The following is a 22,433-nucleotide window of genomic DNA, read 5'->3' as shown; positions in this document are numbered from 1 at the left end:
TATGAAAGATTCTTGTTTTGTTAGGAAATGAATAGCTAGCCAACTCCTACCCGATCGATAATCAATACCGTTTTTTCTGACCGCTGGTACTCGATGAAAAACCGCATGAGATTTTCCTTAACGTTCTGCTTAAACCGCTCTGAACTCATCAGGTAGATGCCAACCAGAAATTCTTTGAGCGTGCCCACCGAGATGAAAATCGGCAGATCAATTTTGTCAAATTCACTGACGATCGTCTTGCATTTTGATTCGGTGAGTTTAATGGCGTCATTGTATATGCACATCCGAATGTTGATCCTGCGTTGTAGCAGGGCTTGCTGTAGCATACTGTTCTTTAAGGATAGCGTGCCGTCCAGAATCAATTCGTCGGATCGCTTGAGCTGCTGAGTAGCCTTGGAAATCTGTTTGGACACTTTGGTCTGTTTGGCACTGATCACATGTTTGGACTCGATCAGCAGGTAGGCGTCGTCCAAAAGAATCACAAAGTCGGTGAATTCCTGTCCACCAGTCTTTAAAGGTGACGGGAAATAATTTTCATTTTCGGTAAAAAACTGGGAAAAAGTATGATGAAGAGAGAACTCCTGATGGTAACCGTGTTTTCCGTCGGTCAGGAAATCCGCAAAATTATACCGTCCATCAACAACATTTGCAAAATCTTTTTCGGGATCATACATCAGCACATCTATCATTTTTTCACCCGAATGATCGCAATTGATGAGCCGGATCAGAAAGCCGTTATTAGACTGCTCGGGATAGTAGGTAATGGCATTGGGCCCGCGTGGGTCCAATTTCGGTTCCCGAAATTGGCCTGACAGCCAGTTTTGCCAGTCTGCATTATTGAACGTGGCCTCCAGCTCTCCGGAAAACACAGGCATCAACAGTTCATTAAATAGTGCTATCCTGATCTGCTTATTTTCAATAAGCTTTTCCAATTGCCATGCAACCTCGGGACCAACCGCTGTATCCATTTCCTGCGGTATATTGTAAACAAAGAGCGGTACTTTTGGGTTGTCAAAGATCATCAGTACACAGCCACCTGGGAAAACATCAGGGTGGCCGGCAATAATCTCCAGTGCACATCCTTTAACAATACTGGTCAGCACCGCAGCATCGAACTTGATCATTAGCACCGGATCCCCAAGGTCATCGGTATCAAACATGAAACCCTGGACAAGATCTTCCATGGCTAATCGGCTTGCCTCGCTGGGCATATAGAGTTGTGGCATTTATTTGGTGTTTACAGGCGATGGGGTGCAAAGCTGGGCTTGTCTTGTACGATCCGCAACTAGCTAATTTTTACAGATGTGCCTTATTTCTTTTTATTTTGCCGTCCTATTACGGGGTACCTGGACTCACTTCATGTGTAAAAAGCAGTAAAAAAACTGCAGCTCATAACTGTTTAATGATTTCAATATCCTCCAGCAAAGTTTTTCTTACAAAATAATGGCCCTGTTCTGTACCGATTACTTTGATATAATCAAAGAAACGCTGATCAAGCTCTTGTGCCTGATTACCATCAGTAATCAGGTTATAGGTTTCAATCAGCGTCTTAAAAACAGACCTTTGGACATTCCGCTCCCTGTACCGCTCCCGGGTTTTTAAAAGCGCGAGATAATTTTCGACCCCTGCATCGGCGTTTGCCGTGATTTCTATTTTATCATTAACAACGCGGAACTCCAGGGTGTCTCCAATCTGCTGCTGCAAAGGACTTTTTACGGGATTTTTGTGCCCTTCGCCTTTTCCGGTGCCACTGACATTGCAGGGGGTACAGGTTGGAATGAGGTTATTGGGATTACTGGAGACATAGGGGAATTTGCCCTTTGGAAGAAAATGCTCCACCCAGGCACTCCTTTTGCTGGGAATTGTCGTTAAATCGCAGTACGGACAGATGGACATGTCGTTTTCGAGCTTAAAGTTTTCCTGAAACTTGGATCTGTCATATGGTATACCGACAACATCGCGCCATATCCATTTTTTTCCCCAGCAGACTTCATAGAAATAATCCTTGAAGATTTTTTTGAGCGGCTCCGGATGGATCTGTGGAGCGAAATTATAATTCAGCCGGTAAACTTCCCTGTTTTGACGCAGGTAAACGGCATATTCTTTTTTAAGTTCGCGAAGCCCGAGTTTGATAATGGAAACGGTAAGGGTCCTGAAAGATGTACTGCTGGCTAGCGTAAGGGGAATAAACCTGATGTCAAAACTTTGCTTGGCGGCAACATAGTTTTCAAGAAAGTTTGGCCGATCGATTTTTGTGCGGATATTCCTGACCGCGGCAATTTCGATCCAGAACTTCCAGAAATTAAGGATGACATGCTTATTGTAATAAAATAGCGTTCTTGTATTCGAATGGTTAGTTACCTTCCACATCTTCTTCGAGTTTAGCTATTTTCTTGAACACTAAATATTTGTAGAGCGAATTTCCCATTTCTGAAAAAATATCTTTGAGTTCCGCTAAAGGTTTGGATTCGATACTCTTGAGCAGGTCCTGCTCAACTTTGTTGGGTCGGTAACTCCCTCCATAGAGTGTTGAAAAAAGGTCGTCATAAGAGGCCAGGTAAGTATTTTTAATGGCCTCGTCCCTGCCCTGGTTTAAAAAGACCAGACGCGAAGGCGGAATGGATTTGATCAGCGAATAATCATGGGTGGCAATGAGAATGTGCGCGCGGTAAGAAGAAAAAAAGGTTCGGAACAGGGTAACCAGCTGCCGGTTCCACACCGGGTCTAAGTGGAGCTCGGGTTCTTCAATGATGACCAGTGAATTTTGTTCGATCGCATCAAGAATGGATATCGCACGCAATAAGAGCATTTTTTCACCCGAGCTCATGTTGCTCAGGTTGATCAGCCGATCGCCCCGCTTGAATTCGATATCGTTCAGGAAGATATGTTCCATCTGCACATCAACATCATTTTCAGCTAACCATTTACGGTCTACATCAACCCAGGCGTCGTTGCCATTTGATCTTCTCCAGTCTTTGGTTAAAACCCGGTCATTAAATTTGAGGTCGAAAAGCCCGAGCAGGCTCTTAACGCGGCTGCCTTTGGCGAGGTACATTCTCAAAAAACGTACGATTCCCCTGGAAATTGAGCCCAGGTCAAAATGGTTATCCCCATACATTCTGGTGATAGACCTGTCGGCGAGCAACTGGCGGCCTTCGTAATTGCCAGGCCGGGGATTCGGATATTCTCCGTGCATGGAAAACACCGAAGTGACAATACTGGTGGGCATATACTGCGCGATTTCGTCAAAAGTGACGGCGGGTTCAGCTGAATCGATAATTTTGTTGTCCCATTCGTGGGGATTTTTTTTGGGTATAACCTGCATGTTTTTATAGCGGGTATCACCAATGGAAATCCGGAGCAGGTTGTATTGATGGATCAGAGTCACAGTGCGGCTCCTGCCCAGTATCCCTATGACATAACAGATCTCAATGTCAGCTGGAATTTTGCCGTTATAGCGTTCGATGTGGTGAAAGAACTGGGCAATGATGCTCATCAGAGTTGTTTTACCACTTCCGTTCCGGCCAACCAGTACGGAAATTTTCAGGATATAGGATTCAATTTGCTCATCATCGTCTGTACTGAAGGTAATGAGCTGATCCTTTTTGAACTGTTTATAGTCTGAGAGAAATTTAATGTGTAAGAGCTGCATTAGATGGTTAATTCGATTTAAAATTAAAATCCCAAATTATAAATTCTTTGCCGGAAAAAATAATTCATCTGTTTTTAAATCTCAGTTACCGGGGATGGTAGCCAATACTTGGACATCAACAAGGGTGGCTCGTGCAATAGATTAAAAACAATTGCTATCTTAGAGCATCTAATAAAATACAATGAACGCAAAAAAAGCTCTTTCCGTGTATGGAAATATCCGAGATTTAAGTCTTTCAGCCACTGGGCCGAAATAAAGGGTTGATGTTCTATACACGACATAAGCCTTAAAGTTTAAAACAAAACTTTCTCTCTTTTAACGTTTTCCCATGACTTATTTTATCGCTATCATCTTATTTTGTTTGGTGGTTACCGCCATCATGACCTATTTTAAATTGCTGCTTCAAATCCTGCAAGGATTGTATGAAAGCAGCACCGGTCTCTTGCTTCAGGTATTGCGGTGGGTAATCCTTTGGGCCCAGCGCTGGGCGGTCGCTCTGCAGGCCAAACTCAGGCAACATTTAAAAAGCGGTTACGAGCCCCTGAGCGCAGAGGAAGACGAGTCGGTCAATCCGACCTATCTGGAAGCACTCGAATACGGCCTTCAGCACACTGCCATCCGTAACATCGCACTAAGCGGCACTTACGGATCGGGAAAAAGCACTATCCTCAAGACTTTTCAGCGGCTGCATCCAGAATATAAATACCTGAACATTTCCCTGGCCGCTTTTAACAAGACCAAGTTTGAAAATGAGCTGCTGGAAGTGAGCATCCTGCAGCAGATGTTTTATCATGTCAAACATTCGGATATCCCAGATTCCAGGTTCAAGCGCATCAAAAAACTCTCGCGCAACCACCTGGGCCTAAAGGTGCTGATGAGCTTTTTTTGGGGAGTCTCACTATTCTATCTGATCAAGCGCAAGGATATGGTTTTGCCGAAAAGTTGGTCAGTCTATTTTGCGCAGCAGGAAGATTTGTTGTTTATTATCGCGCTATGGACATTTATGCTGGGCAGCCTTTTTATCCTGTATACCATTTTCAGGATCTATAACTATTCCCAGTTCAATAAACTAAACCTGAGCAGTGGGGAAATCGAATTTGCTGACCAGAAGGAGGCTTCCATCCTGAATAAGCGGCTCGATGAGATTGTTTATTTCTTTGACAAGACCGGATTTAATGTGGTGATCCTGGAGGATCTGGACCGTGTGGAGGAAAACAAGCTCTTCGATAAGCTGCGTGAGCTCAACATCCTGATCAACAACGCCAGGCAGGTCGGCCGGCGGGTGGTATTTATTTTTGCGCTCAAGGATGAGCTTTTCAGTGAAGAGGAAAAGACCAAGTTCTTCGACTTTATTATTCCGGTAATCCCGGTAGTCAATGCATCGAATTCGGGAGAAAAGCTTCTGGAGCGCATCGGGGGAACTGATCTCAAGGGACAGATATCCGAACACCTGATCGCCGAGCTCTCCTACTATATCAATGATATGCGGCTGCTCAAAAATATCTTTAACGAATTCATGGTATACCGGAACACACTGAGCAGGTTTCAGCTGAATCCCGAGCGGCTGCTGGGCATGATTGTTTACAAGAATAAATTTTCAGTGGACTTCAACAAACTTAATAAACAGGAAGGCACTGTCTATGACTTTTTTAAACGCAAGGATTTTTTCGTGGTCATGATCTCCGCGGAAATGGAGCGTCAGGAGAAGCTGCTCAAAGCCCGAATAGAAGAAATTGAATCAGAGATTGCGGTCAACAAGCATGAGCTCCGTTCGATCTACATTTTTAAGCTTATCGAAATGACCGGAATGGATGAGATCCCTACCTTTCGCATCAACAACCAAAGCCTTAATTTTCGGCAGTTTTTGGAAGATGATTATTTTAAGCTACTGGTTGAATACAGACAGCTATCTTATCAGAACGGGGGTACGCAGATTCTGTCCTTTAAGGATGTCGAAGCCGAGCTGGACCCGTCACAATCCGCACGGGAAAGGGAAAACAAGCTACTCTCCAGGCTGGACGATGAACTGGAGGAAACCAAAAGGGAAAGGGAAAATATACTAGAGCAAATTTTCCGGGCCAGCCAGTATACCTTTAAGCAGATTATTGCACTACCGCAAATGCTTGCACTGGAGGATGAACTGCTGAGGCATGATCTGTTGGTCTATTTGGTCCGCAACGGCTACCTCGATGAGGACTATTATGATTACACCTCCCATTTTTATGAAGGCAGCCTGACCGCGCGCGACAAACAGTTCGTACTGAGCGTGACCAACCACCGTCCCCTACCATTCAATTATCCGATTGATAAAAAACTGAATGTTGCCTCCAAACTCCGTTTGCGGGATTTTGAGCAGGCCGAAACGCTGAACTTTTCGCTATTGGAGACTTTGCTGGAAAACGGTGCCCAGTTTGCCACTCAGTTGGGGGCGCTTCTGCAGCAACTCAGCAATGGACAGAAACATACCTTTGCCTTTATCCAGGAGTTTGTCGATCAGGAAAAGCAGACTGGAAAGTTTATAGAGGGACTCGTTCAGGCCTATCCGGGTTTCTGGAAATTTCTGGACAGCCTATCCGGTTATTCTACGGAGCTTAAGGACCGTTATCTTAAACTGATCCTGGCACATGCTGATCTTTCAGGCATCAAAGCGCTCAATATCGACAGGGTCCTGAACGGTTATATTTCAAAAAAAGTACATTTCCGCCACCTGATTGATGAAAGCGCGGGCCTGGATAAGATTAAGTCAATATTGAAAGCCCTCAATGTGCGCTTCACGAACCTGAGCATGAGCGACGAGCAGGATCCGTTTTACAGGATGGTATGCGAAAATTCACTTTATGCGCTAAATCCAGCGAGCATATCCAGCGTGATGAACTTTACGGATTTCAGGCAATTCCAGGAAAAAAACCTGGGCCGTTTGCTTACCACTATGCCCTATCACGCGGTGAAGACCTACGGAGGGGAAACGATGAACAGATACGTGGAGGATGAATTTAAAACTTTTGCTGATCAGGTGCTGCTCCGCGGAAAAGCCGCACATTCGGAACCTGAGGAGATCCTTATTGATCTGTATAACCGGCCTGAGGACGTGATCGCTACAGAAGATAAGCAAAAGCTGGTTTCCATTCAGAAGGTGGCCTTAACGCAGCTCAGCGGGGTGCCGCAGGTGCTATGGACACCGCTGATGGAAAGGGCCAGGGTAGAGCCCAACTGGACAAATGTGTTTGATTACCATCAGGCTATCGGAGAGTCCAACAAGGTACTGATCGATTTTCTCAACCGTCCGAAAATCGCGGCGTCCTTGGGAAAAACCAAGCTTGCTGAACTACTTTCGGGAGTAACAGGGACGCTTCAGAACCAGTTTTATACGGATATCCTGTTCCGTGCTGAGTTGAGCAACAGCAGTTTTTCAAAACTGCTGAACAGCTTTGATGAGGTGATGGACACTGTCAGTACCACAGGAATGAATGAGATCAAGCTTAAGTACCTGATCAAATCCGGGAAAGTGGCTTACAGCAATAAGCTGCTGGAGGAACTCAGCAGGAACACCCAGCGTGCGTATGTGATCCTGGTAGAAACCTACCAGCAGGACTTTATGGATCAAATTGATCTGGATCTGCTCAGCGGAGATGTTCTGGGCCACATTCTGGCCTCCAGACAGTTCAGTGAGGAAAACAGGGAACTGGTTTTCAGGGAACTTGAGGCGGATAAGATCAGAGACAGCGCGGTGCTGAAAACAGAGGTCTTCAAGACCATCAGGGATCTCGATGAGGATTTTGATGCGGGAATCACCAGAGCGGTTCTGGGTGCCCATGTATCGGAGGAAGCTCGGGTGAAATTTCTGCTCCGCCAGTTTGAACAGCTGGACGAGGAAGATTTCAAGAGCAGTTTACGGGAAATCGGCGGAATTTACACTTACCTGGCCAACGACGAGTACAACGAAATGGATGTGGCCGATACGCCGCTGCACCAGGAGCTGCTTTCCAAAATGAAGGATTTTGGATATATACTGGAATACCATGACCCCAATGATGGGGTGCTCAAAGTCAGGAAGGCTGAACTGGACTAGGCTGCCTGCAATAGGTTTTTGTGGGAGGGAAATGCTTACCGTGTCCCCGGGGCCGTCATTGAATCAGGATATAGTTCAGGTTATGAAGGTTTACGGATTGATAAACACCTAAAAATCCGCACAATCATGATTCCTACTAGCGGATCCGATTGTGCGGATTGGTGATTTTCGCAATATAGAAATTATCCGTTGATCAGGTTTCCGGGGCCCGGCTGCCAGGCGGTTACCTTTTTACCTTCCTCAAACAGGTTGCCGCTATGGTAGCGCCAGCTGCTGTCCCTGGATTCATAGGCCAAGTATTCTGCATAGATGTAATTTCCCCCTGCGATATTGCGATAACAAAGCATCCGTCTTCCGGAAACTGTTCACTGGTCAGGATCCAGTTCGACATTACAGTTCTCCCCCATTATATAAAATTTCATACTCGTCTTTTCCATCCCCGTAGATGTCGTTCTTTATTTTTTTAACGGATAGGGTCTGGGGTTCGTTTTTATAATCCACACTGAGTTTACACCCTTCATAAGCTGAAACGGCGCGGTACAAATCCGCTTTTGACTTTTGAACGCTGGCTTTGTCTGCGGTGATCTGTTTTTCCAGCGCCTTGATTTCCTTATCGATAGCCTCACTGATATCGAGGTCGCTGACTTTAATGGTACTGGAGCATGGAAAGCCAGCTGTATTGATTTGAAATGGTATGAAAGAATTCAGTAGAAATTTTCACCACATGTTTAAAGATTGCGCGAACTATAAGTTATTTAAAAAGTTATGTAAATTTACATAACATTATTATTTTAATCGATTTAATCCATATATTTGTTATGTAATTTTAAAGCATGAGCGATAACGGTTTTATTAATGAATTTTATAAGCTATTGAATCCAGCGGATCCTTGGACTGGGGATGAAGAGAGCCTTAAAGCGCTTTTCGAGATTAAGCTGCAACAATATGGGCTAACGATGAACCAGGCAGAAAAACTGCTCTCCATGCAGAAAAGAACACTGGAAGGTATACTGGATAAATCCGCAAAGCGGATTGATGTGGTGAGCCTGCTCAAGCTTGGGCAGTTTCTCGGGCTGAATACCGATGCGCTTTTTAAGCTTTATCTGAAAGAGGCTTCGCATGATATCGTGGGCGAACTGGAGGATGCTAAAAGAAAGAGTTTTATCGTATCGAATTTCGACACCAAAAACCTGCACAAATCCGGCTTCATCAAATCAAAGACTGATTTTGATGAAATCGAAAAGAGGATCGTTTCTTATTTCGGGCTGAATTCTATTTATGAATATGGTACCAAAAGCTATATACCAGCCTTTAGCAGAACCAAGAGAAGTGCAAATGTGCTGATGAAGGAGTTTTGGGTACGCTCTGCCTATTCACATTTTGAAAAGATAAATAATCCCAATGCTTTTGACCGGGAGGCACTTGTTGACCTGATTCCCAAAATCAGGCCATATACGATGAACGTGGAATCGGGGCTGAAAATTGTCAGCCAGGCCCTGTTCAATGCGGGGGTAACGGTGATTTATCAACCTCATTTACCGACGACCCAAGTCAGGGGCGCGACTTTCGTGATTAATGGAAAGCCCAGTATTGTGCTCACCGATCTCAACCAGCGTTATGCCAGCATCTGGTTTGCACTCATGCATGAGCTCTATCACGTGTTATATGACATGGAGGAGATTGAGAAGCAGGTATTTCATCTGACCGGCGAGCCGGATCTGTTTCTGCTACAGGAGGAGCAGGCGAACGATTTTTCAAGGGAATACCTTTTTGGCAGGGATAAGGTCAAATATATCCGGCCCTACATCGACAGTCCCGTAGTGGTGAAGGAGTTTGCCAAAAAAAGCCAGGTTGATCCCTCGCTGGTGTATACCTATTATTGTTACGACATGGAGGCAGACGAAAAAGGCAGTTTCTGGGCTAAATACCATGCTTACCAGCCTGATGTCAAAAGGGCCCTACGGGAACTCAATGTCAATACTTTCGATAAGGATAGTATTGACGATACCATCAAATATCTAAATGATCACGTTTTTAACATTTAACCATGGCAAAACAGGAAAAAAATACGGGTAAAAAGTCCAAGGCAGAACTGGCCAGGGAAGAGGAAAAATTAAGGATTCTGGCCAAGACCGATGAGACCAAAGGTGAACAGCTTGTTTTCACTCCAGAGGGCAAAACCAGCGCTGAACCAGAGATCAAAAACCTCGGGATTCAGGGCATAGAAAATCCGGAGCAGAAGTTTGATTTGTATTACAAGGGGATTCAGCGTCTGCTGATCGCTAACCTGCCAAAGGGCAAACAGCATAAGAAATCCAGGGATTATATCTATGAAGAGAAAAACACCTTTCTGACCCGGGGCAAACGGATCAATGAAAAAGGGATCCGCGGCGGCGACGGCCGGATGGGATACATCAGCGACGCCGAGGAAATGCTGGAGATTGTCATGGACTGGATCATGCAAAATGGATCGATGGTGGAGCTTTACAACACCTTAAGGGATCTTAATGTCCGTATGGGCTACGGTACACCCCGGCTATAAATTCCCTTTATTTTTTCTGTTCGCTGAGCTGAGCTTTCTTTGGAATCAGGCTTAGAAAAAAATCAGCACCATCATCGTGCCGAGCCTGGCCTTGAGGATTTTCAGCGCATGGTGCATGTGGCTTTTGACGGTTTCCTCTGAAAGGCCGAGTTCCCGGGCGATCTCTTTTCTGTTTTTACCCGAATCGCGGCTGAGCTGAAAGACTTCGCGCATTTTTTTGGGCAGGGCCTAGATCTCGCTTTTGATCAGCGCGCAGAGTTCCTTGTGGCGCAGCAAATGGTCGGCCTCTTCCTCGGTGAAGGCCTGTTTTTCGTAGGCGTTGAAGGCATCGAGGTAACGGGCGGCGACTTTTTGTCTGGCGTATAGCGTGATGATGCGGTAGCGTACCGCGCTGTAAAGGGATAGGGCCAGGTTCTGATTGGGATCGAGCGTGGCGCGGTTTTTTCAGAGGGACAAAAAAACTTCGTGGAGCAGGTCCTCGCTTTCCTGTCCGTCGCCGAGGCGTCTGAGGGCAAAACTGAAGAGCAGGAATTTATAGCGTTCATAGATGGCGGCATAGGCCCGCTCATCGCCAGCGCTGAGCTGCGAGAGGAGTTGTTGGTCGGTCTGCCTTGGGTATAAATCCATTGATCTTGTGGGGTAAATATATTAAAAAGTGTGAATTTATTGGTGTGCAGATTTAATTGGGATATCCGTTACTGTACTTTTGATTGTTATTCCGTAATTTGTTTTATTAAAGCAGGAAATACTTATGTATCAGATTAAAATATCGGAAGGTTTGGATGGCGTGGAAGTCATGGATCTGGTTATGGATCTGCCCGATAAGTATAGAAAGCAGTATGATGATTTTTTTTCAGCTTACGAGCTGATCAATATCCAGCCGAATGAGCTGGAAAAAGTACGGCTCAAAAAGCCCTCTGAAAGACAGTGCCGATTTTGTAAAAAGGCTTATCCCGAGGTCAGATTCAACAAAAATGCCCATGTTATTCCTGAACTGCTTGGCAGGAGTAATTTATATTCAGATTTTGAATGTGACAGCTGTAATATGCGTTTTGGCGTATATGAATCGGAATTCTCTGCCTTTATAGGTGCGGCGCGGAGCCTGGCACAGGTCAAGGCCAAGGAAGGGATTCCCAAATATAAATCAGCAGACAAAAAACTGATGATACACAGTTCGGATGATGGTTCCGGAACACGAAGGCTAACGGTTGAATCAGAAGATTTTGAGGCAAGGATTGTGTTCGATGAGGATGAAAAGAAAGTGACGCTGAAAACAGACCGGCCCAGTTACGTCCCGCTGATGGTTTATAAGGCGCTCGCCAAGATCCTGCTCACCCTGCTCGATGAGGAAAGTTTCGCCAGTTATGGCCGGCTCAATGAGGCAATTGCAGATGTAAACGAGGAAAAAGGGCTATTGAAAGGTAATCCATTTGCCATGGCATTTATTTATGTCAATCCCGGTAAGCCCTTTCCGATCGCACAGGCCTTTGTGGCACAGAAAAAGGATAAAAAAGCGGTGATTCCGAGCCACTCGATGGTTCTTTATTTCCAGAACTATATCTATCAGATGTTTCCTGCATGCTGCAGCGATGATTTTTGGATGTATGATGGAAAAGCACAGATTGGTCTTTTGAATGCACCTCCATTGGTGGACAAATCCTTTGTCCAGCGATTCGGGGAGCCCGAAGCCTTCAGGGTTATGCTGGGCGCTGCTCAAAGGGTAAAAAATGAGAAGAGTGAGATTGTGCTGCGTTATGATTCGATCATAAAAGTGATGGAGGGCGATACCGGTGGACAGAAATCAACCGGTAGTGATCCATCAGCGGTTTAGCCTGGGTATTCTTTGTGGTTGACTTCAAAGACCTGGAAATCTGTAAACCATTTCAGCAATTGGAGGTCATGTACCAGTTCGGTTTCATGCTGGGCAGTAAAGGGCTGCACGTTAAGAAGGCCGAATTTAAAACCACTGCCTTCTTTTGAGAAACTGATGATCACAATCTTTTTTTCCTTGTATTTGTTCCACCAGGCATAACCTTCGGCGGCGAGCTGACTGAGGTGGAGGACCATATCGTGGGGCATACCGCTGCCATAAAGTACAAAGGCAATGACCATGTCCTTTGTTTTCCCATAACGACGGACCAGGAGATCTGGTCCGGCATCGCGGTACTGCCGGAGCATGGCGAAAAATTCGCTCCCAACGATACGCCTTTCAAACCTGCTCAGTGAGAGCAGTTCTACCGCAAGCTCGAGATTGGTGGTTTCATTGCGGTACATCACTTCCCGCTTGACAAACTCATCAACGAAATAACTTAGCCTGTCTGCCTGTTTTTTGGCCTGAACTTCCTTTTGGTCCAGATATCGCTTGTATTTTCCGTCGAACTCAAAACTGGCACCCTGATAAACCGGATTATACAGATTACTGTTAAATTTCCGGTTGTTCCAAAGGTAGTCTGCCATCAAATCCAATTCGCGTCCCGATATGAGCAGGAAATGACTGTCCGGGGCAACAAATTCTGTATTGTATTCCATGAAGGATCGGTGGACCTCAATTTCCCAGTCGGCTTCATCACCCTGCATGATGGTCACCTGTTTTCCACCGAAGATCAGCTCGCGTTCCCGCAGGTACTGGATAAAATCGGGAATGGTATCTAACTCCCTGACCACCCCAAGAAAGGCATCCCAGTTGAAGATGTGCACAAAATTTCCTGCGGAGGTAAGTCTCGATGCGGGATAAAACATCGGAGCGATATCGTGATTGACAATTATCCGGTGGATATTGGGGTAGTCTGCAGGATCAAAACCAATCTCGCCGAGGTCTGCATGGCGAAAGACCAGTGGTCTGCTGTTGTCCTGCAGACGGCGTTCCGCGCCGGCAAGCTGCGCAGTGGCCTTATCAAGTGTGGAGCGGAAATAACGGCTATAGTTCCCTTTAAACGCGTAATTTTTTACTGATATCAGGATCAGGTTATCCTGGAAGAGGATGAGCAGGTCACAGATTTCCTTGTCGAAATTGCTTTCATCCTTTGGACCTGGATAACACCAGTATTTTAAATAGGTATCAAAGGCCAACGTGTTGACCGCTTGCTCGCCGGCATCGCCCTGAAGTTTTTCCCTGCTATCCATGGCTTTAAGGTAAGAATTTCAGATTAAGATTTCTATTTTAGCAAATCAATTAACGCCATGAAAAGACTCGACGCACTTCAGGGGGCCTTATCCCTCAATTTTGACCATGCCCTAATCCGGGCGTTTATGACCTATCACAACGGGATATGTTTTAGCCAATAACTTGTTATGGACTTTAGCCCTTATATAGAAAATCTGCGTGATCAGATTGCTTACAGTTTACGGCATGATGAATATGGGATCAAGGATCTCTGGATGCGCGATATTGATGATTTTTTGCTGAAGAAGAATGTAAGTGAACTGGAGAAAGCTTTTTTCCTGGTCCTGAATCAGTTTCCGAGAGACCATACCGATTACCTGATCCGTCCCGGTGAGATGGTTCTGGTTCGGGATATCTATGATTTGAGGGTTCCCGGAATTGATTATGAGCTTGATTTTGCCATTTATGGCGGTTCGATAAATGATCCGGTAAAAGTCGCCATTGAAGTGGACGGGCAAAGGTCACATGGAGAGAAACATGTGCGGAAAGACCGACGAAAGGATGCCAATCTCCAGGCGGCCGGCTGGCTGGTCATGCGCTTCAGCTCGAAAGAGATCCACCAGGAGATTGTGAAGTTTTCTGAAAACGAAAACCATGTTTCGGACTTTCTGACCTGTATCGACAATGTGATCCGGGAAAAGCTGCAATTGGTGACCGGTAACAATTATGGCCGCAGGGAGATCCGTACACTACTGACTGGCTATAGCTGGGGACAGGTTACCTGCCCCGATTGCGGCCGGTCTGCCGAAGGCATACTCAACCGTAAAAAACAATCCTGCAATCATTGTGGCCATCAGTACCTCCGGGTTCTGGGCACGCACGAACGTGTGAAGTATGAGCACCAGGGATTGTGGTATTTCGAAAGTGATCAGTTTAAATTTTAATGCTCAAAAACGCATATATGAAAACCCTTTTACTATGGGCATCTGCCCTATTGACCGTACTTGGTATTGGTATTTCTGTCTATTTCTTTTACGCGCTATCGGCTCCATTTGAGATCAACGGTGAGGGAGAATGGATGATGGATGTAACCGGCCAGGTCGGGGACTTTATCGGAGGCATTGTGGGCACCCTTTTCGCCCTCACGGGTACTGCGCTGATCTATTTATCTTTCCGCGAGCAGACCACTCAGAACAAACGGGAAGCTTTCGAGGCTGCTTTTTTTGAAATGCTCAGACTGCACCGGGAAAACGTGGCCGAGATGCGGCTTTCCAGATCGCTTTCTGATCATCAGGAGCTGGCCGAGAACCGGAAGGTGTTCCGTCTTATTTATGCCGAATTTATGGAATGCTACTTTGAGGTGAAAAAATTTTTCCGAAAGACCGATGACTATATCCTTCCCAAATACCAGGCCGAACTCAAGCGGATTGCAGACAGGATCAGCCCGTATATCGATGTCAAGGAAATGGCCATGATCGATACCGCGTACTGTATTGTTTTCTTTGGTATAGGCAATGAGGGTGAGCAGGTACTCACGCACCGTTTTCGAAGCAGGTATAATAATGCACATTTCAGAGAACTGCTCGCTTATATTAAGCTAAAGCCTCAGCGGGAAGATGAGAAACGCTTTCAAAACTTTGTGTATTTTAGGTCACTTCCAGTCAGCGCCCAGCGGGCCAAGATCCGCGAACTTTATGATTATAAACGTAGGGCAACAATTACCAATCCCACCTTAAGCGATGATGAACTGCGTTTTTTAGCACGTAATGATTACACCAAATATTACGGGGGGCATCAGCACCGCCTCGGTCATTATTTCCGTCATCTGTTTCAGACCTATAAGTATCTTCATTATCACCACAATCTAGACCGGAAGGAGAAATATTTATATGGCAAAACGCTCCGGGCACAACTGTCTACCTATGAGCAGGCACTTTTTTTCATCAACAGCATTTCTACGCTTGGCATGAAATGGGAACTGCTCGCCGAATACAAGCGCACGGAAAATATGGACGAAGATCAGGTGGATAAACTTCGCCGCAAAAATCACCTCATTACGGAGTATAACCTGATCAAAAATCTGCCTGGGGAGAGTTTGTTCGGTTTCAGGTACCGGACTTACTATCCGGAAATCAAGTACGAATCAGAGGAATAGGCACAGCAAAAATGTATGCTAAGTACCTGTGGGAAAGTTTTAGTCGGCAATTAAACACGAAAAAATTATCTTGTGGCAGAAAAAGTTAGCATTTATGAAAAAAGAAATTAGCATCAGCCTTAAAGATACTTATCCGAGCGACTTTGTTCAGCATGGGCTCGAGCTGCCGGCGGGTCTGGAAACGGTTGCCGGTGGCAGTGTGCTGCATTTTGAGGGCTATGAGCCCTTGGAGGCTTATGCCCAGCATCTGCAGGAAGTCTACCTGGCTGCAGGCAATTATGTGGAGCGGGACAATATTTACCAGCTCCATCTGCTGCTGGATGCTGAGCGGGAATACCAGGCGATTGTAGTGGCGTCGGTAGCGGCTTATGCGAAGAACTTCATTCACAACCTCAATGATATTGAAGGTTTTGGAGAGGTAGACCGTTTGGATCTGTTCAGAAGAGCGGTTGAGCACGTCCGCGGATCGGAAAATTACAGGACGCTTCACCAGGGCCTTGTTGAACTGATCAGAAAGGAGCGGATTTTTGTGGAGGCGCGGGACTCGGGCTTTGCGGGATATGCCACGGATCAGGCTTTGGATTTTGCGAAGATCAGACATGCGCTGGCCGACAAACTCGTTTTTCTCAGAACCTTGTTAATCCGTTCCTAAATAGATGAGTACGATATTGCTGGATGACCTCTGTTATCCGATAGGTTTTTTTGGCCAACAGGCACCTGAACTGGAGGCATTTGAAAAGCAGCATGGGCTTTCCCGCCTCCTTACCGCACTGCTGACCCATGACGAGCTGGTGATACGTCTGGATATCTTAGAACCAGTGATCGAACTGCTTGGGATTACCAATACCCTTTATCTGTTCAGGCAGGGCATTTTGCGTATCATTGATGACGGCGGTACTTCTACTGCTTTTCTGCCTAACGATGGGGTAAATATGCTGATGAATTTCAGCAATTCGACAGCGCTTCAGTTGGACGCGATTCATGGCCGGCTGAAGGCGAAGCACACCGGGGCGAAGGTCAGGGAAATGCTGGACCACCTTATTTTTCTGGCTGATCATACCCGTATCGAGGTTGACGGTGAGTGGGTTTCGGAGCTGGTGACCCGGGAAGATGCTTCGGATCTGAAAAACGGAAGGCTGACCAGGCTTCTGGGCTTTGAAGGATCGTATACAACTACACTGGTGAGTGATGGAGACACCTTACCGCTTTACCGGTTGAACCAGTCCAACAAAAGCCTGATTTATCAGCAGGAACTTGGCCTGACTACCCTGTCTACGGAGTTTGGCACAAGGGAAATCATGTCTGGAAAGCTGGGAGGCTACATGGCTGGCAAAACGCCGGATCCGATCGCATTGTTTAAAGAGATCGGGACAATGAAACAGTTGCCCGATCTGGCGAACCTATATCTCAATGGCGTGATCACGATAAAGGCCATCGTCGATATGCGCGGCGAACGGGATGGCCGTAAGTTCCGGGAATGGCTGGAAAGCGAGGATTATAAGCGCACAGAGGTGATCAAAATACTTGCTTCAAGTGCAAGAAAAGGTGGTGCCCAGGGCTGGCTGAAGCATTTGCGATGGCTGGTCCCCAACTTGATCGGCTGGTTTAATACGCCTGCAGGCGTGGCAGTATCGGCGGTGGACTCCTACGTGGTGAACAACCTGTTATCGGGATGGCATCCCAATCTGTTTCTGGACGATGTGCTGACCGTTGGCCTGGAAAAACACCAGAAAACGGCCAGACAGCTTCGCGATGCCAGTTCGGCCGCCAGGCGAGCGGGCAAAAAAATTGCCCGCAATGATCTATGTCCATGTGGTTCGGGGAAAAAGTTGAAAAAGTGCCATGGTGAAAACATCTAGGTCTTAAAAAACAGCTTGCCGTTTTGACGGGGGGAATTCATTCAGGAATCAAACTGGAAAGTGAGGTTCTGCTGTTTCTATTTAAACCTTACTCATGGAGCATGAAAAAAAATAAGCCCCTTATTAAGCAACAAACCCCGGGATAAAAGTATCCCTGGGCTTGAATTGATTTAAATGGTCCGTTTGGACTGCTATTCTATGGTGTACAAAACAATAATACAATTTAGCTCTTTTTTAGATTTAAATGCGACAATTTTTCTCCACATTATTAAATTTCGCACATTGCCGATATTGGGGTTTCTAGAACGCTACTTTTTCAGCATTTAAATAGCTATTTTATTAAGCATTTCTGAAAAAACCAACCTAATTACAGCAGGATAAAACATATGAACTATACTCCCTCTCTCCGAAAATAAATTTGCTATAAAATCTTGCTTGTCAATTGATTCTTGGTTTGACGAAGTGGGGTCACTATATTGGTTTTTTCAACTGATATCAATCGAGTGAATTTAAAGTAAAATTTGTAAAGGTGACTACAAAAAAATCGTTCGTACTTCTTTTCGGTAGTACAAACGATGTACTATGTACCGGAGTCGAACCGCGCAGTGATTAGTAACTTAAATTACTTCCAATTTTAAAAGAGAATGGTTATATTTACACTATAGCAATTGCAGCTAAAACGTGCCAAAAAAAATGGTGAGAGATTAGGTGAGTCAAAATTTAAAACCGCATTAAATACTATTAAACGCTGATTTTAACACTAGGTGCAAATCCCAGCGGGATCACAGAAATCCTCCAACGCTCATTGGAGGATTTTTGTTTAAAAAGGATTTCACTGTGCTAAAATCCCGAACAGCCGTTTATTGTTCCTTTACTTGGACCTGCTCCGACACAGCTATACACCAACAATACCCTAAGATAACCCGCTCCTCACCTTTTATTTACTTGTTGTTAACCTGCAGATCTAAAGCAATGCAAATCTTTGACCTACCGAATCTACACCAGGACTACAACTCAACCGAAGTAGGTGTGAAGTTGAGTGCAAGCAGGTACGAAGCAGACCCGGCCGGAAGGTGGCTAAAACGTGGGGTAAATGTGGCGTGAAGGTGGAATTTGGAATATTCTTTTTGGAGTTTTTTAATCAGATGGATCGATTTGGGTGATCATCTCTTTCTGATTATCCTAAGATACTAAAATTATGGTTTTCAGGGTTGTTATGATCAAAATTAAAGGGCAAACAGGATCTTTTTTTTTACAAACGCGGAATTAAGTCTTCTTCAAATTCATCCCCGAAAGCAAATCTTTTATGCTGCTTTCTACCAGCAACTGGGGTTTTTATATCGTGCAACGTTATTTGTTGCTTCGCAAAACGCTTTGCGTTAATTGCCGAAATCGCTAATACAAGCCAAAATATAGTTTTACTTATTTTTTTGTAAGGTTGTATTTATGCCCGGGCCTTTCTTAGAAAACATAACCAGTCGCCATACATCAGGTTTTCAACATCGGTATCGGTATAACCTCTCTTCTTAAATAAAGCCGGTATTTTTTGTAAATCTGCAATCGTCTCCAGGTCCTAAGGACATTATTCTTTTCCGAAAGCACCATCCAGATCAGAACCAATTCTAACATGATTGGTATTTCCGGCCAATTGGCAAATATGGTCAATATGGCGATTATCCGCACCAACCAACTCTATGCAAAAATGCTGGATGAAAAGGTAAGTAGTGACATGGCGCCTTTAAGACAGATATTCGCCTCAATTTAACCCTTTCTGGTAGGCAGCTCATGTGCCGACCGCTTTTAAATACACAAATAAGAGCATGAAAACAAAGATCAAAATTTCTGCTATGGAAACAATAAGCAAATTTTCAGTGCAGAAAAAGACTTCCTGTACCGCAGAGGCGAAGAAAAGACGAAACATGCAATTGTAGAAACCTGATATTGGAGCTTGACCTAGCTGATGAACAGATCACCAAAATTGCAGAGGTTTCAGTTGACTTTGTTAAAAACATACGTTTAGAACTAAAGAAAAAATAATATCCTTAGATATAAAGAGAATCCCATTGTACTGATCTGCAATGGGATTTTTATATTTTTTCCTGCTCTTGAAGTTCTTTGTACTGTAATCTTAATGCGAAAAGCGATAATTAAGACAAAATAAGTCTTTGCTTTATAGTATGTTATGTCTAAATTACAGATATCTAGTCTCACTAGTATGCCAAAGACACGCTTTAGTATCAACTCAATACATTTCTTAGATATGTATAATCAATTAAAGATTAAACTTGCTACTCAGGGGCAGGCTGACAACATTATCCAGAACTCGATACTGCCAAATCAACGTAGATACCAAGAGATTGCTTTACTTGTAAGAGAAGAGTTAAACCGCCCAAGTATGTACAGATGGCCATTATTCCCATCCGCGAAACCCAGTATACCTGTGGAAGAAAGAATTAAAATAAATAGAACATTGCATGGACTACCAGAAACCCCGCCGGATAGTAAAGACGGAAAATCTAATCCTTTAAGTCTTGAACTAAAAAGACGAATTAACGGCAAACCGATAATGAGCTTTGATACACTCGGTGCTATAATTCCATGGTATTTTATAGCACTTGTACATTATAGAGAATCTGGAAATGACTTCTCAAGGCATTTGCATAATGGTGATAGTTTAAAGAATTTTACCAGAAAAGTACCAGCGCATAGACCTTATGTTCTACACGCTCCCCCATTTAGTTTTGAAGAAAGTGCTGTTGATGCGCTTATATTCCAAGGAAAAAAAGACGGTTGGAACGATCATTGGGATCTTAAAAACATGCTAATACGATTAGAAAAATATAACGGTTTTGGTTATGAGATGTATCACGGAGTAAATTCTCCATATCTTTGGGGTGGATCAGATTTTTACAGCAAAGGAGCATATTTAGAATTGAAGGAAAATAATTATAAGACTAAGTGGTATGGTGATGAAATATCCGATCAAGTAGGTACAGCTGTGATACTTAAACGAATGGAGCAACTGGGTAAAGTGACTGTAGCAAAGAGTTAAATTATGAAATACCAACCCCTATTTTTTATATTGCCTCTGTTCATTATAGCATGCAATGATCATCCTAAACAAACCATAACCATTGAAAATGGCACGACGAATACACCCCAAACACATGTTCAGGATAGTCTTCAGGAAGTAAAAAAAGTAACAGATAAAATTAACATGAACGTAAAATCGTTCTATAAAACCGTCGATGATCTTAAACTTGAAAAAGGTATGTTTCCAGTAGAAAATTACATATATGACACCACAGCTGGCGATGGTTATCATTACGCATTATTTTATTTAAAGTTCATGGCTGCTGCTAAAACTAAAGATAAAGCAAAAATCTCAGCGATGATCCATTTTCCATTCCAAACCACCAGAGAAAAATTGAAATACAATCAAAAAAACAATGAATACGAGGTGTTGGGCTCAGAAAATTGGAAAGGTGGAATGATGAACAAAAAACAATTCGATGAGCAGTATAGTAAAATTTTCACAGATGAGATATTAGAAAACATCCCTGAAACTAGACAAAAAGATATCATCGGAAGGCTACCTGGCGATGTAAAGCCTGATAATGATTATAAAGCTCAATTACAGGCTTATACTGATAAAGGAAGCAGTATCTATTCTGTTAGTATCGAAATACCTGTTCAAAAAACTAAATACAATCATGTCCACTTTGACTTTGGCAGAATAAACGGAGAATATAAGATTTTGAGCTATTTTCTGGAGTAAAGAGATCTTGTGTAATACGCTATTTCATCCAGCTTGATTTAAACTATTACAGCTGATCAATAAGCAAATATATACCTGAGATTACCAGCTCTTTGGGCCTGCCTAAATAAAACCAACCTTAGCAGCTCTATATTTTAAGCCGACAATATTTTCGTACATCTGATTAAAATTTTATTTGATCATGCAAAAACTAACCGATTACAGCGATCATCATCAAAGTTCCGTGAATTATGATACAACGAATGCTCAAACTTTAGAGGACATTACCCAAGTGATAGCAGAGGCATATCGTCAAAAGCGACCGCTTCGCATCCGCGGCAATGGGCATTCTATGAACAGCTCGTCTTTACCCAGGGATGGCGAGTTACTGTTACTGACCACTTTTATCAGGCATTTTCGTTTTGAAAAACCAGGTACGATTACGGTAGGAGCCGGTGCAGCGATATGGAACGTAAACCTAACACTCAGGAAATATGGTTATGAGCTATTGGTTTACAACGATGGTACAGCACCGGCTTCTACAGTGGGCGGCTATCTATCAGCAGGTGGTATTGGCGCTACAAGTCAGCGTTACGGAGGTTTTTGGGAAACAGTGGAGCACGTGATACTGGTTAACGGTTGTGGAAAGGCTGTACGCAGCTCTTTTGGTGATGGTATATTTGAATGGCTTTTTGGCTCAATGAGCCAATTGGGTTACATTTATGAAGTATGCCTGAAGATAAGGCCAATCAAAGGCACTGAAAAATATCCGCAGGACATTACCGGTGAAATATCCTCAAACAATCATCACTGGAATAAACTGGCCTGGTATAACCTGTTCACCACGCCTGAGCACGTAGAAGAAGCCATTCAGGGATTGAAAACGATCAGCCATGTGCACAAACGTACCTGGGTAAATTTGCCCTTATACAGGTATGATATCGCTTTCAAAAAGTTCAATCCACCGCTTATTTACCCGCAGCAAGAAAGCCTGGTGGCGCTCGGGATATGGGGAGAGCCGTGGCATGACAAAGGTTTTGATATCGGGCTGTTGCGTTTGCTCGAAGCTGATTTTGCCGAATTCATTCTTGAAAAACCATATTTCCGCCGCTATGTGCAGGCTGAGTTTACATTTGAAGATTTTGATTATACAGGGTATTTTGGTAGAGATGTGGTATCAGGTTTCAAAAAGGTAAAACACCAACTCGATCCGCAGGGAATTTTCACAAACCTTATACGATAAAATTATTGGCCGAGCTACTGAAAGTCATTTAAATGAGCACATTAGGTTTGTAA

Annotated in this window: 19 protein-coding genes; 13 read left to right on the top strand and 6 right to left on the bottom strand. The window is 44.2% G+C overall.

From position 1 onward, the window contains the following. Positions 1–35: 35 nt before the first annotated feature. The 3 genes from KYH19_RS07815 to KYH19_RS07805 all read right to left on the bottom strand — a co-directional run bounded on the left by KYH19_RS07815 (position 36) and on the right by KYH19_RS07805 (position 3,652). Positions 36–1,226, bottom strand: coding sequence for a hypothetical protein (locus KYH19_RS07815; RefSeq protein WP_219078237.1), 1,191 nt, complete (start codon positions 1,224–1,226; stop codon positions 36–38). A gap of 163 nt (positions 1,227–1,389) precedes the next feature. Then, positions 1,390–2,370 (bottom strand): hypothetical protein, encoded by a 981-nt coding sequence (locus KYH19_RS07810; RefSeq protein ID WP_219078236.1) that lies wholly within the window; start codon positions 2,368–2,370, stop codon positions 1,390–1,392. Next, positions 2,354–3,652, bottom strand: a complete 1,299-nt coding sequence (locus KYH19_RS07805) for an ATP-binding protein (RefSeq protein WP_219078235.1) — start codon at positions 3,650–3,652, stop codon at positions 2,354–2,356. The genes KYH19_RS07810 and KYH19_RS07805 overlap by 17 nt, the downstream gene beginning before the upstream one ends. 328 nt (positions 3,653–3,980) lie before the next feature. Between KYH19_RS07805 and KYH19_RS07800 the strand changes: the two genes are divergently transcribed. The 3 genes from KYH19_RS07800 (at position 3,981) to KYH19_RS07790 (ending at position 10,263) form a co-directional block, all read left to right on the top strand. Further along, positions 3,981–7,721, top strand: a complete 3,741-nt coding sequence (locus KYH19_RS07800; protein ID WP_219078234.1) for a hypothetical protein — start codon at positions 3,981–3,983, stop codon at positions 7,719–7,721. Between the two features lie 833 nt (positions 7,722–8,554). Then, positions 8,555–9,766 (top strand): ImmA/IrrE family metallo-endopeptidase, encoded by a 1,212-nt coding sequence (locus KYH19_RS07795; protein WP_219078233.1) that lies wholly within the window; start codon positions 8,555–8,557, stop codon positions 9,764–9,766. Positions 9,767–9,768: 2 nt separating this feature from the next. Next, positions 9,769–10,263: a hypothetical protein gene (locus KYH19_RS07790; RefSeq protein WP_219078232.1), complete on the top strand. Its 495-nt coding sequence runs from the start codon at positions 9,769–9,771 to the stop codon at positions 10,261–10,263. Between the two features lie 51 nt (positions 10,264–10,314). Here the strand turns inward: KYH19_RS07790 and KYH19_RS07785 are convergent, their stop codons facing one another. Beyond that, the gene (locus KYH19_RS07785) at positions 10,315–10,488 is read right to left on the bottom strand and encodes a sigma factor-like helix-turn-helix DNA-binding protein (RefSeq protein ID WP_370630316.1); all 174 of its coding nucleotides are present in this window, start codon (positions 10,486–10,488) and stop codon (positions 10,315–10,317) included. A gap of 219 nt (positions 10,489–10,707) precedes the next feature. Next, positions 10,708–10,890 carry an RNA polymerase sigma factor gene (locus KYH19_RS07780; protein WP_219078230.1) on the bottom strand — a complete coding sequence of 61 codons (183 nt, stop codon included), beginning with the start codon at positions 10,888–10,890 and terminating at the stop codon, positions 10,708–10,710. Positions 10,891–11,014: 124 nt separating this feature from the next. Here KYH19_RS07780 and KYH19_RS07775 point away from each other — a divergent pair, with 124 nt between their 5' ends. Continuing rightward, positions 11,015–12,094, top strand: a complete 1,080-nt coding sequence (locus KYH19_RS07775; protein ID WP_219078229.1) for an HNH endonuclease — start codon at positions 11,015–11,017, stop codon at positions 12,092–12,094. Here KYH19_RS07775 and KYH19_RS07770 read toward each other — a convergent pair. Further along, positions 12,091–13,386: a hypothetical protein gene (locus tag KYH19_RS07770; protein WP_219078228.1), complete on the bottom strand. Its 1,296-nt coding sequence runs from the start codon at positions 13,384–13,386 to the stop codon at positions 12,091–12,093. The genes KYH19_RS07775 and KYH19_RS07770 overlap by 4 nt on opposite strands. A gap of 168 nt (positions 13,387–13,554) precedes the next feature. Here KYH19_RS07770 and KYH19_RS07765 point away from each other — a divergent pair, with 168 nt between their 5' ends. From KYH19_RS07765 to KYH19_RS07730, 9 genes are all read left to right on the top strand, one after another. Beyond that, positions 13,555–14,310: a DUF559 domain-containing protein gene (locus KYH19_RS07765; RefSeq protein ID WP_219078227.1), complete on the top strand. Its 756-nt coding sequence runs from the start codon at positions 13,555–13,557 to the stop codon at positions 14,308–14,310. A gap of 17 nt (positions 14,311–14,327) precedes the next feature. Next, entirely contained in the window at positions 14,328–15,521 is a 1,194-nt protein-coding gene (locus KYH19_RS07760) for a putative phage abortive infection protein (protein ID WP_219078226.1), read from the top strand. Between the two features lie 94 nt (positions 15,522–15,615). Further along, positions 15,616–16,173 carry a hypothetical protein gene (locus tag KYH19_RS07755; protein ID WP_219078225.1) on the top strand — a complete coding sequence of 186 codons (558 nt, stop codon included), beginning with the start codon at positions 15,616–15,618 and terminating at the stop codon, positions 16,171–16,173. A 4-nt stretch (positions 16,174–16,177) separates the two neighbouring features. Beyond that, the gene (locus KYH19_RS07750) at positions 16,178–17,380 is read left to right on the top strand and encodes an SEC-C metal-binding domain-containing protein (protein ID WP_219078224.1); all 1,203 of its coding nucleotides are present in this window, start codon (positions 16,178–16,180) and stop codon (positions 17,378–17,380) included. A 972-nt stretch (positions 17,381–18,352) separates the two neighbouring features. Continuing rightward, a complete protein-coding gene (locus KYH19_RS24195; RefSeq protein ID WP_255562587.1) occupies positions 18,353–18,484 on the top strand; it encodes a hypothetical protein in 132 nt (43 codons plus the stop codon). A 523-nt stretch (positions 18,485–19,007) separates the two neighbouring features. Then, positions 19,008–19,145: a hypothetical protein gene (locus KYH19_RS07745; protein WP_219078223.1), complete on the top strand. Its 138-nt coding sequence runs from the start codon at positions 19,008–19,010 to the stop codon at positions 19,143–19,145. Positions 19,146–19,640: 495 nt separating this feature from the next. Continuing rightward, complete coding sequence (locus tag KYH19_RS07740) at positions 19,641–20,432, top strand: hypothetical protein (protein WP_219078222.1); 792 nt, start codon at positions 19,641–19,643, stop codon at positions 20,430–20,432. 3 nt (positions 20,433–20,435) lie between these two features. After that, positions 20,436–21,158, top strand: coding sequence for a hypothetical protein (locus tag KYH19_RS07735; protein WP_219078221.1), 723 nt, complete (start codon positions 20,436–20,438; stop codon positions 21,156–21,158). A 181-nt stretch (positions 21,159–21,339) separates the two neighbouring features. Continuing rightward, entirely contained in the window at positions 21,340–22,380 is a 1,041-nt protein-coding gene (locus KYH19_RS07730; RefSeq protein WP_219078220.1) for an FAD-binding oxidoreductase, read from the top strand. The last annotated feature ends 53 nt before the right edge of the window (positions 22,381–22,433 follow it).

Origin of the sequence: Pedobacter sp. D749, from assembly GCF_019317285.1 — a bacterium.
Taxonomy (GTDB): Bacteria; Bacteroidota; Bacteroidia; order Sphingobacteriales; family Sphingobacteriaceae; genus Pedobacter.
The sequence above is the reverse complement of the archived record's forward strand: the minus strand, read 5'-3'. Positions and strand labels throughout refer to the sequence as shown.

Coding starts and splice junctions, on each gene's coding strand:
- KYH19_RS07815 (WP_219078237.1), bottom strand. CDS start 1,226: ATGCCACAACTCTATATGCCCAGCGAGGCAAGCCGATTAGCCATGGAA.
- KYH19_RS07810 (WP_219078236.1), bottom strand. CDS start 2,370: ATGTGGAAGGTAACTAACCATTCGAATACAAGAACGCTATTTTATTAC.
- KYH19_RS07805 (WP_219078235.1), bottom strand. CDS start 3,652: ATGCAGCTCTTACACATTAAATTTCTCTCAGACTATAAACAGTTCAAA.
- KYH19_RS07800 (WP_219078234.1), top strand. CDS start 3,981: ATGACTTATTTTATCGCTATCATCTTATTTTGTTTGGTGGTTACCGCC.
- KYH19_RS07795 (WP_219078233.1), top strand. CDS start 8,555: ATGAGCGATAACGGTTTTATTAATGAATTTTATAAGCTATTGAATCCA.
- KYH19_RS07790 (WP_219078232.1), top strand. CDS start 9,769: ATGGCAAAACAGGAAAAAAATACGGGTAAAAAGTCCAAGGCAGAACTG.
- KYH19_RS07780 (WP_219078230.1), bottom strand. CDS start 10,890: ATGGATTTATACCCAAGGCAGACCGACCAACAACTCCTCTCGCAGCTC.
- KYH19_RS07775 (WP_219078229.1), top strand. CDS start 11,015: ATGTATCAGATTAAAATATCGGAAGGTTTGGATGGCGTGGAAGTCATG.
- KYH19_RS07770 (WP_219078228.1), bottom strand. CDS start 13,386: ATGGATAGCAGGGAAAAACTTCAGGGCGATGCCGGCGAGCAAGCGGTC.
- KYH19_RS07765 (WP_219078227.1), top strand. CDS start 13,555: ATGGACTTTAGCCCTTATATAGAAAATCTGCGTGATCAGATTGCTTAC.
- KYH19_RS07760 (WP_219078226.1), top strand. CDS start 14,328: ATGAAAACCCTTTTACTATGGGCATCTGCCCTATTGACCGTACTTGGT.
- KYH19_RS07755 (WP_219078225.1), top strand. CDS start 15,616: ATGAAAAAAGAAATTAGCATCAGCCTTAAAGATACTTATCCGAGCGAC.
- KYH19_RS07750 (WP_219078224.1), top strand. CDS start 16,178: ATGAGTACGATATTGCTGGATGACCTCTGTTATCCGATAGGTTTTTTT.
- KYH19_RS24195 (WP_255562587.1), top strand. CDS start 18,353: ATGCAAATCTTTGACCTACCGAATCTACACCAGGACTACAACTCAACC.
- KYH19_RS07745 (WP_219078223.1), top strand. CDS start 19,008: ATGATTGGTATTTCCGGCCAATTGGCAAATATGGTCAATATGGCGATT.
- KYH19_RS07740 (WP_219078222.1), top strand. CDS start 19,641: ATGTATAATCAATTAAAGATTAAACTTGCTACTCAGGGGCAGGCTGAC.
- KYH19_RS07735 (WP_219078221.1), top strand. CDS start 20,436: ATGAAATACCAACCCCTATTTTTTATATTGCCTCTGTTCATTATAGCA.
- KYH19_RS07730 (WP_219078220.1), top strand. CDS start 21,340: ATGCAAAAACTAACCGATTACAGCGATCATCATCAAAGTTCCGTGAAT.